This is a genomic window from Pantoea sp. CCBC3-3-1 (assembly GCF_007981265.1).
Classification (GTDB): domain Bacteria; phylum Pseudomonadota; class Gammaproteobacteria; order Enterobacterales; family Enterobacteriaceae; genus Erwinia.
Genome location: NZ_CP034363.1, coordinates 2,154,525 through 2,168,638, shown reverse-complemented (window position 1 = coordinate 2,168,638; position 14,114 = coordinate 2,154,525). Strand labels below are relative to the sequence as shown.

Annotated in this window: 8 protein-coding genes and 4 pseudogenes; 5 read left to right on the top strand and 7 right to left on the bottom strand. The window is 52.5% G+C overall.

Annotation, left to right across the window (positions count from 1 at the left end; genetic code table 11):
* Positions 1-5 precede the first annotated feature (5 nt).
* A complete protein-coding gene (locus EHV07_RS10290; RefSeq protein WP_168199615.1) occupies positions 6-6,356 on the bottom strand; it encodes a non-ribosomal peptide synthetase in 6,351 nt (2,116 codons plus the stop codon).
* Between the two features lie 1,261 nt (positions 6,357-7,617).
* On the opposite strand from EHV07_RS10290, the gene EHV07_RS10285 reads away from it, so the two are divergent.
* Positions 7,618-7,824, top strand: coding sequence for a hypothetical protein (locus EHV07_RS10285; RefSeq protein WP_147197587.1), 207 nt, complete (start codon positions 7,618-7,620; stop codon positions 7,822-7,824).
* Positions 7,825-7,875: 51 nt separating this feature from the next.
* On the opposite strand, the gene imm40 is transcribed toward EHV07_RS10285, so the two are convergent.
* Positions 7,876-8,175 carry an Imm40 family immunity protein gene (imm40, locus tag EHV07_RS10280; protein ID WP_147197585.1) on the bottom strand — a complete coding sequence of 100 codons (300 nt, stop codon included), beginning with the start codon at positions 8,173-8,175 and terminating at the stop codon, positions 7,876-7,878.
* 17 nt (positions 8,176-8,192) lie between these two features.
* Positions 8,193-9,344, bottom strand: a complete 1,152-nt coding sequence (locus EHV07_RS25170; RefSeq protein ID WP_371419671.1) for a VENN motif pre-toxin domain-containing protein — start codon at positions 9,342-9,344, stop codon at positions 8,193-8,195.
* Positions 9,345-9,459: 115 nt separating this feature from the next.
* Between EHV07_RS25170 and EHV07_RS10270 the strand changes: the two are divergent.
* The 3 genes and pseudogenes from EHV07_RS10270 to EHV07_RS10260 form a co-directional block, all read left to right on the top strand.
* Positions 9,460-9,755: pseudogene (locus tag EHV07_RS10270) on the top strand (integrase core domain-containing protein); the annotation flags it as partial.
* Positions 9,752-10,086: pseudogene (locus EHV07_RS10265) on the top strand (helix-turn-helix transcriptional regulator). The pseudogenes EHV07_RS10270 and EHV07_RS10265, both read left to right, overlap by 4 nt.
* A gap of 72 nt (positions 10,087-10,158) precedes the next feature.
* A complete protein-coding gene (locus EHV07_RS10260) occupies positions 10,159-10,506 on the top strand; it encodes a SymE family type I addiction module toxin (RefSeq protein ID WP_147197580.1) in 348 nt (115 codons plus the stop codon).
* A gap of 79 nt (positions 10,507-10,585) precedes the next feature.
* Here EHV07_RS10260 and EHV07_RS10255 read toward each other — a convergent pair whose 3' ends face one another.
* The 3 genes and pseudogenes from EHV07_RS10255 to EHV07_RS10245 form a co-directional block, all read right to left on the bottom strand.
* A complete protein-coding gene (locus tag EHV07_RS10255) occupies positions 10,586-10,912 on the bottom strand; it encodes a zinc ABC transporter substrate-binding protein (RefSeq protein ID WP_147200589.1) in 327 nt (108 codons plus the stop codon).
* Between the two features lie 231 nt (positions 10,913-11,143).
* Complete coding sequence (locus EHV07_RS10250) at positions 11,144-11,686, bottom strand: hypothetical protein (RefSeq protein ID WP_254446327.1); 543 nt, start codon at positions 11,684-11,686, stop codon at positions 11,144-11,146.
* Positions 11,683-12,987, bottom strand: a pseudogene (locus EHV07_RS10245) (VENN motif pre-toxin domain-containing protein); the annotation flags it as partial. The pseudogene EHV07_RS10245 and the gene EHV07_RS10250, both read right to left, overlap by 4 nt.
* A gap of 58 nt (positions 12,988-13,045) precedes the next feature.
* On the opposite strand from EHV07_RS10245, the pseudogene EHV07_RS10240 reads away from it, so the two are divergent.
* Positions 13,046-13,348, top strand: a pseudogene (locus EHV07_RS10240) (integrase core domain-containing protein); the annotation flags it as partial.
* A gap of 156 nt (positions 13,349-13,504) precedes the next feature.
* Here EHV07_RS10240 and EHV07_RS10235 read toward each other — a convergent pair.
* Positions 13,505-13,753 (bottom strand): hypothetical protein, encoded by a 249-nt coding sequence (locus EHV07_RS10235; RefSeq protein WP_147197576.1) that lies wholly within the window; start codon positions 13,751-13,753, stop codon positions 13,505-13,507.
* Positions 13,754-14,114 lie beyond the last annotated feature (361 nt).

Sequence of the window (14,114 nt, the reverse complement as noted above, 5' to 3'; positions counted from 1 at the left end):
GTCATTCATTTTTGACGACGTCGTGATGGCAGAAGCGGAGCTGAATGCGTGTTCTGGCGCTCCCCATTATTAATCTGCCGAAGCGCCGTGATTTTTTCTGCCAGTGCGGCGACCGTCCCCGCTTCAAAAATATGACGCAGGGGCAGTTCAACCCCATAACGTTCACGCAGACGGAATAACGCCTGAGTCGCCAGGATTGAATCGCCGCCGGTTTCTAAAAAGCTCTGATGACGTCCCAGGCCAGACAGCCCAAGCACGCTACCCAATAACCCGGCAATTTCTTTTTCAAGAGTGGATTGATAGCCCTCTTCGTTTGAGCGCAGAGCAATTTCTGGCTTTGGCAGCGCCCGGCGGTCGAGCTTGCCGTGCGCGGTCAGCGGCAGCTGCGCCAGCGGCATTATCACCGCAGGCACCATATGTTCCGGCAGACGCTTTGAGAGCGCCTCACGCAACGCCTGCGGATTGTCTCCGCCCACCACGTAAGCCACCAGCCGAGGCTGGCCCTGCTCCGGCGTGTCCAGCAGCACCGCCGCGTCGCGGACGCCCGTTTCTTCACGCAGCGCCGCTTCGATCTCGCCCGGTTCGATACGGAATCCGCGCAGCTTCAGCTGCTGGTCCGCACGCCCCTGATAGATCAGGTTTCCGTCCGCCAGCCGCCGCGCCAGGTCGCCCGAGCGGTAAAGCCTTGAGCCTGGCGCGCCCCAGGGGTCCGGCACAAAACGCTGCGCCGTCAGCGCCGCGCGGCCCAGATAGCCCCGCGTCACGCCCGCGCCGCCCACGTACATTTCGCCCGCCACGCCCAAAGGCACCGGCTCGCCGTAACGGTCCAGCACCTGAACGTGCAGATCCGCCAGCGCTTCGCCGATCGCGCCTGCCGGTTGGTCGACGCTGGCCGCCGGGAGTGTGTGTTCGGTAACGTGTACGGTGGTTTCGGTGATACCGTACATATTCACCAGCCGCACCCGCTCACCGTGCCGCGCGTACCACGGCCGCAGGCTGCCCGGCTCCAGCGCCTCGCCACCGAAGAAGACCAGCCGCAGCGCCGGGAAGGTCTGACGGGCAGAAGCGGCAACCAGCTGGCGGAAGGCCGCCGGCGTCTGGCTCAGCACCGTCACCGCCTCCTCTTCCAGCAGCAGTGCAAACTGTTCCGGGTCACGGCTGCTCAGGTAAGGCACCACCACCAGCCGTCCGCCGTGCAGCAGCGCGCCCCAGATCTCCCAGACTGAGAAATCAAAGGCGTATGAGTGGAACAGCGTCCAGACGTCCGACTCGCTGAACGCATAATGCGCGGTGGCGCTAAACAGCCGCGTCACGTTGGCATGCGTCACCACGCAGCCCTTGGGCTGGCCGGTGGAACCGGAGGTGTAGATAACGTACGCCGCCTGCTGTGGATGCAGGGAGCGCGGCGGCGCGTTGTGCGCAGGATCGGCGCTGTCCGACGGGCTCACGCCCGCCGACGCTGCATTCGTCTGGCTCACGCCTTCCGCCAGCCCGACCCGTTGTACATCCTGCCCGGCCATCGCCGTCAGGCCCGCTTCGTCAGCCACCACCACCCGGACGCCGCTGTTAGCGGTCAGGAAGGAGAGGCGTTCAGCCGGATAAACCGGATCCAGCGGCACGTACGCCCCGCCCGCCTTGAGAATGCCGAGGATACCGACCAGCAGGCCGGGACCGCGCTCCACGCTCAGCCCGACCAGGCTTTCCTGCTGTCCGGCGCCGATCCCCCGCTCGCGCAGCCGCCATGCCAGCGCGTTGGCCGCCCGGTCAAGTTCGGCATAGGTGAGCTGCTGGCCGTCGCTGCTGACCGCCACCCGATCGGCGTAGCGCGTTGCTGCCAGTTCAAACAGAGTACAGAGGTCGAAAACGGCTTTCACCGAATTTTCTGAGTGGGGCACGACTGTTTTTGGCTGAAGGCTGGCATACCAGCGGGTATCTGGCCTGTTGGCGATGGCCTCCACAGCGTGCATGACAAACTCGCCAAACTGTTCAACCTGCCAGTCAGCCACAACAGCGGGATCGGAAACCAGGGTGATTTCCAGTGAGCCATCAAAAGGATCCTGTGAATACTGGGCGAGGAGCGGAAAATCGGTTTCTTCATAAATATCAACATCCACAACCTGGAAATCAGGCAGATCAAGCAGGCCGCCATAGATGTGAAAATGGATGTAGTTAAAACTGACGTTATAGAGCTGCATGCCGCTGTTAAGTGACTTAATGACAGCGGCCGGCAGGCGGCGTATTGACTGAAGCCCCCGTTCTTCGGCGGCTATCAGCTCTGTCAGTTCGCGCCAGCTGGCTGGCGGCAGCGCCACGCTGAAAGGGAGAGTATTCAAAAAGAGGCCGACAGCCTTATCCGCGCCTGCCGTACGGCCATGGGTAACGTAACCGCTGGTGGTCACTGCTCCGCCGCTGATTTTTGCTAACGCGCTCAGGTGTGCCGTCAGCAAAACGATTTTCAGGGGAATCGCCAAATCCGTAGCGCGTTGTTTAAGCTGGTTTGCTAAAGGATCGGGCAGGCGGAACACTTTGCGCCTGACCTGGCGCGTTGCGGTTGCTGCTTCGCCCGAAACATCTCTACCCAGCAGCGTCGGCGCTACGTCCGAGACGCGTTTGCGCCATGTCTCAATGAGGTGCTGGTCAGCCTCGGCCTGGCGTTCCAGCGCCACGAAAGCGGTATTAGCTGAAGTATCAGAGAGGGTTTGAGCAACGCTGGCATCCGCGTTGGTAACGCTGTGAATTAAGCTACTCAGCAGGGTAGCAACGCTCCAGCCATCGAAAATCGCGTGATGGAAATCAAGGGTCAGCTGCAATTCTTCATCGGTATGCCGGTGCAGGCTCACGCGGAACATGCGCCCAACGGCCGGTTCAAAATGATATGACTTGCTTTCAGCAATAAAAGCAGCGATTTCGCGTTCCCGTTGTTCCGTCGCCAGCGGGCGCAGGTCAATAATTTGATACGCAATTTCGGCTGATGAATGAATAATCTGGATTGGTTCGCTATAACCCGTCCAGTGGAAAGAGGTTCTCAACGGCGTATGGAAAGAAGGCAGCCGCTCGAGCGCATGACGCCACGCCTGCTCATCCCACGGCATGCGTAACCGGAAGGTAAAAACGTCATGAAAAATAGCCCCTTCTTCCGCAAGCGTGGAATGAAACAGCATTCCGGCCTGCAATCTGGATAAAGGGAAAGCATCATCGACGTTGTCCGGCAGAAGCGCACGGTCCGATGCCGACAGCAAGCTAAACGGGGATGTCAGGCTCTCATCGTTACTGGCCGTATCATTATTTTTTACGCCCGCCGCGATTTTACGGATATATTGCGCGGCTAAAAAACCTTCAATAGTCACGTTGATCCCCGCCGCTCTCGCTTTGGCGATAACCTGGAGTGAATTGATGCTGTCGCCACCCAGCGCAAAGAAGTTTTCGTCAATGCCCGGTTCAGGGATGTTCAGCACCTCGCTCCAGATCCGGGCCAGCGTCTGTTCAACCTCGTTTCTTGCGCCCGCCCCGTCGGCGACCGCGATTTCCGGCTTTGGCAGCGCCCGGCGGTCAAGCTTGCCGTGCGCGGTCAGCGGCAGCTGCGCCAGCGGCATTATCACCGCAGGCACCATGTGCGCGGGCAGCCGGGCCGACAGCGCTTCACGCAACGCCTGCGAATTTTCTCCGCCCACCACGTAAGCCACCAGCCGTGGCTGGCCCTGCTCCGGCGTGTCCAGCAGCACCGCCGCGTCGCGGACGCCCGCCTCTTCACGCAGCGCTGCTTCGATCTCGCCCGGTTCGATACGGAATCCGCGCAGCTTCAGCTGCTGGTCCGCACGTCCCTGATAGATTAGGTTTCCATCCGCCAGCCGCCGCGCCAGGTCGCCCGAGCGGTAAAGCCTTGAGCCTGGCGAGCCCCAGGGGTCCGGCACAAAACGCTGCGCCGTCAGCGCCGCGCGGCCCAGATAGCCCCGCGTCACGCCTGCACCGCCCACGTACATTTCTCCCGTTACGCCAGCCTGTACCGGCTCGCCGTAGCGGTCCAGCACCTGAACGTGCAGATCCGCCAGGGGTTCGCCAATCGCGCTTGCCGGTTTTTCACTATCAGCAGCACAGAGCGCGTATTCGGTAACGTGTACGGTGGTTTCGGTAATGCCGTACATATTCACCAGCCGCACCCGCTCACCGTGCCGCGCGTACCACGGCCGCAGGCTGCCCGGCTCCAGCGCCTCGCCACCGAAGAAGACCAGCCGCAGCGCCGGGAAGGTCTGCCGGGCAGAAGCGGCAACCAGCTGGCGGAAGGCCGCCGGCGTCTGGCTCAGCACCGTCACCGCCTCCTCTTCCAGCAGCAGTGCAAACTGTTCCGGGTCACGGCTGCTCAGGTAAGGCACCACCACCAGCCGTCCGCCGTGCAGCAGCGCGCCCCAGATCTCCCAGACTGAGAAATCAAAGGCATAGGAGTGGAACAGCGTCCAGACGTCCGACTCGCCGAACTCATAATGCGCGGTGGCGGTAAACAGTCGCGACACGTTGGCATGCGTCACCACGCAGCCCTTAGGTTGGCCGGTGGAGCCGGAAGTGTAGATAACGTACGCCGCCTGCTGCGGATGCAGGGAACGCGGCGGTGCCGCTTCGTTCGTACGATTCGAGCTGCCCGACAGGCGTGCATCCCTCGCCTCCTCGCCCGTCGGGTTTATGCCTTCCGTCGCCAGCCCGACCCGCTGCACGTCCTGTCCGGCCATTGCCGTCAGGCCCGCTTCGTCGGCCACCACCACCCGTATGCCGCTGTCGGCCACAAGGAAAGAAAGACGTTCGGCCGGATAAACCGGATCCAGCGGCACGTACGCCCCGCCCGCTTTGAGAATGCCGAGGATACCGACCAGCAGGCCGGGACCGCGCTCCACGCTCAGCCCGACCAGGCTTTCCTGCTGCCCGGCGCCAATCCCCCGCTCGCGCAGCCGCCATGCCAGCGCGTTCGCCGCCTGGTCAAGTTCGGCATAAGTGAGCTGCTGGCCGTCGCAGCTGATTGCCACCCGTCCGGCATAGCGTGTTGCTGCCAGTTCAAACTGAGTACAGAGATCGTCGGTGACAGTTGGCTGGGCAAAAGCAGCTTTTGCAGGCGTTATTTGACTGCTGCTAAACAATTCTCTTTCGGGGAAAGCGATACAGTTATCCAGGATATTTTCAAAATCGGAAAATACACGCTCGATATCTATTTCGCTGAAGGCAGAGACGTTGTAATCGATATCGATTGTGAGTGGTCTTTCTGCGTCATAATCGCGAATAAAGATCTTTAAAGGATAATCCTGAGAAGGACTTGATAATACCGTCAGCCGGGTATCAGTCCCCTCGTAAGCCGCACTGTAATCATGTTTTTCATAGGAAAGGCTCGCTTCATACGATACGCCGCCTCTTAATAACTGATTAGCAGGAAAACGCTGATGCCGATAATCAGCTTTAAGCAGAGCGTTAATATTTTTTAACAGGCTACTAAAGGTGTCGCGCGATTTTCTCTGAAGGCGAAAAGGCAGAACGTTAGCAAACAAACCACACGTCTGTTTGGCGCGGGCCGACCGACGGTTTAGCACGGGTAAACCGAGAACAATATCATCAACGCCAAACGTCCGGAAAAGGAAGGTGGCAGTAATGCCTGTCAGCGCCTGAAAAAGCGTTCCGCCTGAACTGAGCGCAAGCGCCTGCAACTTGTCGCGATGATGGGGCTCAACGGTAAACGAGTGACGTCGCGCGGTCACCTCTCTGCATCCTTGCGGAAACAGCGTGGTGTCATAACCCGTCAGCCTTGCCTGCCAATATGTCTGGTCGGTTGCAAATAAGCGCGAGTTTTTATACTCCCGCTCAGCGTTAAATTGCTCTTGCAGACTTAAGGGTAAAACGCTGCTTCCGAACTCGCCCTGAGCAGTGCCGTTATAAAATGCGGCTAAACGCTGATAAATCAGGGAAGTAGCCCAACCATCGTAGGCTAAATGATGGTAGAACCCCACCATCAAATGATGATCTTTTGCAATACGTATTAACGTATGACGCAACAGGGCCGTTTTTCCGTCAAAAGGAAAGGTCTGTTGCAGACGCTGATCAATACAGGAAATAGCGGATTGGAAAGGATCATCGTGGCCGGAGAGATCCAGCACTTCCAGCGGGGTGCTGTGGTCATCAAGCGTGATGATTTCAGGCTCCCAGGCAGTCACAGACAAGGCTGAACGCAGGGCGGGATCTCGTTTTACTGCCCGATCGGCCTCACGCATTCGACCTTCGTCAAAAGGCCCTCTGATATCAATAATCGCGCCGATATTGAACAGCGCCTCTGATGGATACAACGCTTGTTTGGTAAGAATTTCAGCCTGTTTATCGAGCAACATGCACATTCACCTTTTTGGTAAACAGATTCGCCGTCACAGCACGATCGCGACCACAATGATTAGTGGATCTAATCTGATGGAATTTTTCAAATATCAGTAATGTTTATGCTTATTTGTTTTAAGCGCTTGTAATTTGCCAATAGCGGAACAGGGATTCAGCACAACCACATGTAAAACAAGGAATAATTAACAATTACGCAAACAATAAGACTAAAATTTTTCTAAACACTATCAACTCTTTTTAACTGCGTAAAGCGCCAAAAATCAAAATTTTTTATTATTTTTCAAGATGCCTGTTCGTCGAGGTTGTCAGGTATAAGCTCAATAACTTAAGGCCTTTTCAACCAGCAAAAATAAAATTCCCTATATAATTTATCTACTTAACGTTTTACACCTTGAGAATGACGTAAATATGTCAGCAAGGCCTTTCGTATAAGAACAATTTTTCCCTGAGGCTCCTGTTTATACAAATTCTCTAATACGTATTACGCTGTAACCCGCTATCCAGGCTGGCTGAAGAGCATTTTTGTAAGGGCTTTAGAGCCTGTAATTGCGTTAATCCGTTTTTAAGATTTTCCCTATAAAAAAATAACGCCTTATCAGCCGGGAAATTTTTTCCCCTGTCGATGGAATTTTTTTGCATTAGGACAATAGATAGTTTTTATATTGCTTAATAAATGCGCTACTGGTTAATTTATGCACACATCTGTTTTTGCATGCTACCGCGAAGCAAAGGGGTAATTTGATATCAAAGGATAGAAAGAGGGGATAATTCGGGAGGGTGTTTTAAATTTCCTGGAAATTCGCTGCCTGCTGAATAAGTAAAGTGAGATATGACCGATCTGCCACTAAAAATGTTCAACCGGAATGGTAACGCATTATTGTATCGTATGGTATGAATCAGCATTTTCCACGTAAGCCCGACTCTCATCCTGGCGCCGGATGTATTCCCACATCGGTTCACGCATCACCTGGGCGGCTAATCTGTGATATGCTCCTGCGGATATGATTTACTACTACATCGTTTGATTAATCACCAACGTCAGCCACTGTTATGAGGTGTTAGCGATCTTCCGGCAGGCATCAATATGCTGAACAATTTTTTTAGCCAGTTACGCATATAACCATAACAACAAGGAGTTATATTGTGGGATACGCCCGGAGCAGTGAGCGTTTGAGCCTATATTGGTCGCTCCCCTGGAGTGAACTGGCTGGTTGAGACGAAATTTATGACCGGCACACCTTTTGACGTAAGGAGGTGATGCAGGATTGCCTGATTATTACCCGCCATGAGCCGCAGCCGGAACTGCCAGCAGAACCGGACGTGGTGACCACACTGCGCAAGGCCTGCAAGAAGCTAACGGTGTGTAAGCAGCAGCTGATCGAAGAGTTTATTCAGGTTATCGCCACGCCGCAGAAATGGCCACGGAAGATCCCAGATGGGATAATTGAGTGGCGATTAATTTAGATTAAGTAGCTGTTTTTAAAGTAAAAACCCAGCTGACCGGCTGGGATTTATTCAGTTTTTTATTGTGAAAGAGATAAAAATATTGTCACTTTTTAATTTTCTTAAATGCTCTCTTGCGTAATCACAGCTCTCATAAGGATCCACTAAATTACAATACCAATCAGCATAAAAATTTTTCATTTCATTATTTTCATGTTGATAGACATCTCCACCAAGAACTGTCCATTTCGCATCTGAAAAGAGTTCTAATGCCTCATCCGCTACAGATATTGGTAGAACTGCATCATGAATCCCATTCTCCAAAAGGCTTTTTCCACAACGTGAATACAATTCCAGGATTTTATTAATCATTATTTTTCCATTTCCATTTATTTTTTAGGAACAAAAAGCCGGTGATTTATAGAACCATTTGGTTCACGTATATATTCGAATATACCTTCTTTCCCACGGTAACTGCCTGATATCTCGAGCCTCAGGCGCTCTACGCCATCGCCTCCTGTAATTACTGATACTGTCCCCTGATTAGCATGGCCATCTACAGATTCAGGGAAGGAATGAAAGTCTCCAGAAGACGCTTGTTGTTTGACTTTATCTGTATAGGTCGTTCCCGTAAAGAAGTCGCCAGCACTGCTCTTACCAGAAGATTCAGAAATATAGCTGCTGCCAGTATTTTCTACCGGTTTGGGGTTAATGAATATCCCATCATTTTTTCCCGGCTGGGTTTCAGGGGATATAGTAATAATAGAACTATTACTGCCAGACCGATCCGGCGTAACCAGCGACGTTCCCTTGTTTTCATCCTGCGCCGGACTAATCAGCCTGCCACCCGTCACATCCCTGTCCGGCTGAGGGAAGATAGTGACTAGTCCTTTTTGATCCTGAGCAACCATGTAATTATAAGCTTCACGCTGCTCTGGCGTCAGTTTTTCTATCAAATCGGCACGGCCCGTTGCGGCAACGCCCAATACATACTCTTTATCAGTATCTGAAAGCTTATCCAGCACGGTGACTGCGGTACTAATCCCCAGCAGGCTTCCCAGACCTTTTTCTATCAGCGCATTACGACAGGCCGCGACTTTAGTGCATCCTTGTGCGACAAGCCTTACTCCCTGGCCCAGTACGGCCAGGTTGTTATTCTCTACCGCATTCTTCCCGGCCTGCGCACCCGCCACCGCGCTGGCGGTGCTGTCTCCGGCGATACCGCCTGCAAGCCCTGCCGCCAGCGTGCCCAGCTCGCTGACGATCTGCTTCTGCCCTTCGCTGAGTTTATCACGATCCACGCCCGGATAAAGCTGCTGCGCGATAAACTCGCCTGCCGTCGCGCCTGTTGCCCCCGCCAGCGCTGAGTTGTTCTGTATCTGCGCCACCACGGCGCCCAGCACCGCGTGCGCTATCAGGTTGGCCGGTTCGTTAACCACCTCTTTTCCGTCGGGACCGGTTGTGATGGTCTCCCTGTGGATAAGCTCCGCCAGGTAAGGGGCAGCGGCTCCCGCAATTGCGCCCTGAACGTTGCCTGCCACCAGCCCCTGCAACGCCGCCGTGGCGGCCTGGATGGCGCTGCCGGTGCCGAACTTCGCCTCGGTGTTTTTGTAACCGTCAGTGCCGATCAGCGCGTCGTTGTACGCTTTCCACTTCGGCCCGGAATTTATTTCGCTAACGCTGGCTGAGTGGGCCGAAATTCACGCAGTGAGGCTGGAATTTATTGAACCAGGCAAAACGACTCAGAATACATTCATTGAACGCTTTAACCGGACATACCGCACTGAAATACTCGATTTCTATATGTTCAGGACGCTGAACGAAGTACGAAAAATTACAGAGCGGGGCTTTCAGAATATAACTGTGAACGTCCACATGAATCACTGAACAACCTGACACCGGAGGAATACGAATCACAACACCATCTGGCTGGGATCTCAAAAAGTGCGTGAAACTAACACGGGTCTATTTACACAGAGACGAACAGTTCTTTAGAAAGATGGGTGCCAGGATCTCGCTGGCAAGGAAAGCGCTGCAACTGGCCGAACAGCTGGGGATCGCCCAGCAGACGATGGCGCACTATGAAGGCGGGCGGCCCAAGGTTTCGGCCTCACTGCTGCCACAACTGGTGCAGATCGTGAACCTGTCACTGGATGAACTGCTGGGTCTGCCGGCCCGGCGTCACGGTTGGAGCAGCAGATCGATATGATCCGGCAGATGCCAATGACGAAGCAGAAGTTTGTTTCTGAGACGCTGGATAACGTGATTGGCAAAACGGAGTAGTTTACAAATACGGGACTGAGGTGCTCTAACACCCCAGTCCGCTAGCCACAAGCAACTAACAAGGAGTTGATTATGGATGAGACATATCATAAGCCAGAGATTGCCACACCCGCAACCCGTTGTTATACCGTAGATTATATCAGTGACGCGAAGTACCGCCCCGTTCCGGTGGTTACGCTGAAGGGCCACTGGCTGAAGGAGACGGGATTTGATACCGGTACGGCGCTGGAGGTGAAGATCTTACTGGGCTGCCTGATACTGGCGGCGCAGGAGCCGCAGCCGGAATCGCCCGCAGAAGCGGAGGTGGTGTTTACGCTGCGTAAAGGCTGTAAAAAGCTTTCTGGCCGTAAACAGCGGGAGATGGCAGCATTTAATGAACTGGTTGCCACGCCGCAGAGGCGACCACGGAAGGTCCAGTAAGGGGCAGTTGAGTAGCGGAGGCTGGATTAACCTTTTGTTTATAAAGAAAAACCCCAGACCTAAGGGCTGGGATTTCTTATTAAGGGCCTTGCCATTGTAGCTTACACTTTAATCCATCAGGAACCATTTTAAATAATAACTCTATATATTTAACGTGTTGACTGTAATTAGGTGAAATGTTTTCACTGCATTTTTCAAAATAATATTTTGCTTGATTGTTTAAGAACCATAAATCATGCTCAACGAAGTCTGAGATAAGTAGCGTATACATTAGGTTATGCACCAATTCAGCTTCAAAGTAGCATGATATATCTCGACCTTTCTCTTTTTTATCCAATGACTGGATATTTCTGATGTAAGGTAGAGAAAGAGATAGCATTTTTATATATATCTCATTTTTTTTCATGGGCATAGTATTCTCCATAAGATCATCACCTCCTAGTCGGCATAGATTTAGCCCCTGCTGGCGCATTCTTTGTCTGAGTCCATGAGCCATTTTGAAGTAATTTGTCTATGTAAGATTTATCTCCAGTCTTTTTATAGATTAGGGGTGATTCAGGTCATGGCGAAGCCGAAGACGCGGAGCGCTGGCTGAGCGATACAGTAAAAATCCCGGCGCGAAGGCCGGGATTTCTGGCTAACTTACTGCCTCAAAAAAACTTTCTATTTCACTTTGTGTTAACTTGACCAATAATAAATTAACGATATTTATTCCAGCATCTATTCCTAGATAAAAATTATCGCTACATCTTATCCAGTTAGTTACTTTTTTATTCTCGCCGATTGTTAACAGTATAGAGTCTGAGGATATAATCACTTGAATGTCAAGGCTAAAATCGTCAACAAAACGCTGTCTAAAATCATCATTTCCTGAGTATGTCCACAGTTCTGTATTCACGACCGGAAGTCCATAAATACTGTCTGATAATGATACTGAAAGGGAATCTGTTTTATGGATTGAGCCTGGTTCAATCATTACTAATGTTATGGACGATAAAAATCCATTTTCTGGTAGTACAGCCAGTTCGAGCAGGCTTTTCTTGCCATTTCCGACCCGCCAATACAAAGGAGGAAGTTTTTTAGAATCAATGATTTTTATATCAACAGGAACGTAACCATCAGTAGTAATGGCTACACATCCTGGTTCATTAATAACGCTATCTACAGTTAATTTCATCATTTATACAACGCATGTTTTAATACAGGGTAAGGGTCTGAAGACCTTTGGCTAAATACTAGCTCTCAACGCTCAACCTGCATTTTTCCGTTAAATTTGACTCCCTGGGAAGATGCATCTTTAACAGCACTTTGAAGAATGGTCAGCATAGCCTGACTTCCTTCTGTTGTGCTGTGAGACAATCCATTTCGTGTTAAATATTCGCCCATATGTTTAGTTGCATTTGGGTTCACCCAAACAGTTTGCCCGTTAACATTTAATTCAAAAGACCTTGGAATGGATGTTCCAGGTATTGCAGGCTGAGTTGCGTTAATAGAATCAAAAACAGTTCCTGTTTTTACAATCTCAGCGCCAGCTTTTGCCGCTGCTGATTCAGCCTTACTCACAGCCTTAGCAACAACCTTCTCCGTCAGTACCGCGCCACCTTTTACCACCCCCGCACCGCCAGCCAGCAACCCGGCTATATCCGTCACCAGCTTGCCACCTTCAACGCCCGCATTAAATGAACCGCTGGCTCCGGCTTTCTGGTACTCAGCTTCCATCCGGTCAATGCGGTCAATATAGAACTGCTTCACCGCATCCGACACGTTACCCAGCACATCGCCGCTGTTAAACAGCGTCTTCAGGGCTTCGTAAGTTTCAACCGGGCTGCTGGCCGTTTTTACGAGGCTGCCAACAGCATCATACAGCCCCGACGGCACCCCCGCGACCATTCCCGCCGCAAAGCTGCCATCCTGGCCCAGGTCTATCGCCGTCCATTTCGCCTGCGTCTGGGCTTTACAGGCCACGCTCTGACATTCTGCCAGCTCTTCTTTCTTCTGAGCCTTCTGGGTGTTGCTCAGATAATTATTCTCAACCGCATTCTTCCCGGCCTGCGCACCCGCCACCGCGCTGGCGGTGCTGTCTCCGGCGATACCGCCTGCAAGCCCTGCCGCCAGCGTGCCCAGCTCGCTGACGATCTGCTTCTGCTCCTCGCTGAGTTTATCACGATCCACGCCCGGATAAAGCTGCTGCGCGATAAACTCGCCTGCCGTCGCGCCTGTTGCCCCCGCCAGCGCTGAGTTGTTCTGTATCTGCGCCACCACGGCGCCCAGCACCGCGTGCGCTATCAGGTTGGCCGGTTCGTTAACCACCTCTTTTCCGTCGGGACCGGTTGCGATGGTCTCCCTGTGGATAAGCTCCGCCAGGTAAGGGGCAGAGGCTCCCACAATTGCGCCCTGCACGTTGCCTGCCACCAGGCCCTGCAACGCCGCCGTGGCGGCCTGTATGCCGCGCTGGATGGCGCTGCCGGTGCCGAACTTCGCATCGGTGCTTTTGTAACCGTCAGTGCCGGTCAGCGCGTCGTTGTACGCTTTCCACTTCGGCCCGGAATTTATTTCGCTAACGCTGGCTGAGTGGGCAGAAATTCACGCAGTGAGGCTGGAATTTATTGAACCAGGCAAAACGACTCAGAATATATTCATTGAACGCTTTAACCGGACATACCGCACTGAAATACTCGATTTCTATCTGTTCAGGACGCTGAACGAAGTACGAGAAATCACAGAGCGGGGGCTTTCAGAATATAACTGTGAACGTCCACATGAATCACTGAACAACCTGACACCGGAGGAATACGAATCACAACACCATCTGGCTGGGATCTCAAAAAGTGCGTGGAACTAACACGGGTCTATTTACAGTTGGAGGAGCTGGGTTTTGAGACGGGGAAAAAGGTTGAGGTGACTTGTGAGCAGGCCGAGTTGATCATCCGGCTGGCTGAGGAGTGATCGGACTGACAGATAAAAAGATCCCAGCCGCAAGGGCTGGGATTTTACTATGTCACTTGGGATTTAAAGGCGAGGCTGGTTTCTCTTTCGACATGAGACATTGCCCCACGCCAATAATAATACCGCATCCTATTGATATTTCAGTTCCTCTGATTAAGTTATTTCTATCAAAATCAAAATCACCCACTAAAAAATAGGATGCCAGAGATATAAGTAATCGACCACCCACAAGAGTAATGAAAAGGCCAACTGTCCATGATGTGACCAATAATAACAAGAGCTTAATTTTCTTCTTTTGCATAACTATTTTTCTCAAATTTCTGCTGAACTTTTTCGGTTAGATTCTGTGCGGAACTTCCAAGATATTCAGAACCGGCTGATTCAGCGACCGCCCCTGTTATTTTAGGTACAGTAAATTGAGGAATTGTAGTTTGTAGTCGTTCGACACCTTTTCCTATAGTAGCACCTCCAAGGGTTCCCAAGCCTGCACCGATCATCGGAGCTGTAGCATCTTTCCCCTGCGATTTAGCGCCTATATAAGCACCAGTAATACTTGCTAATTCAGTGAACCATAACCCTTTACCCTGAGTTAATCCACTGAGACCTGTGGCTAAAAGCGCATCAGTCGCACTGAATGGTCCCCCGCTGTTCAACTGATTAAA

Excerpts from the sequence above, each read along its gene's own strand:
- EHV07_RS10285 (WP_147197587.1), top strand. The coding sequence starts at position 7,618 with ATGCAGGATTGCCTGATTATTACCCGCCATGAGCCGCAGCCGGAACTG.
- EHV07_RS10235 (WP_147197576.1), bottom strand. The coding sequence starts at position 13,753 with ATGCAAAAGAAGAAAATTAAGCTCTTGTTATTATTGGTCACATCATGG.
- EHV07_RS10290 (WP_168199615.1), bottom strand. The coding sequence starts at position 6,356 with ATGTTGCTCGATAAACAGGCTGAAATTCTTACCAAACAAGCGTTGTAT.
- EHV07_RS10260 (WP_147197580.1), top strand. The coding sequence starts at position 10,159 with ATGGATGAGACATATCATAAGCCAGAGATTGCCACACCCGCAACCCGT.
- EHV07_RS10255 (WP_147200589.1), bottom strand. The coding sequence starts at position 10,912 with ATGAAAAAAAATGAGATATATATAAAAATGCTATCTCTTTCTCTACCT.
- imm40 (WP_147197585.1), bottom strand. The coding sequence starts at position 8,175 with ATGATTAATAAAATCCTGGAATTGTATTCACGTTGTGGAAAAAGCCTT.
- EHV07_RS10250 (WP_254446327.1), bottom strand. The coding sequence starts at position 11,686 with ATGATGAAATTAACTGTAGATAGCGTTATTAATGAACCAGGATGTGTA.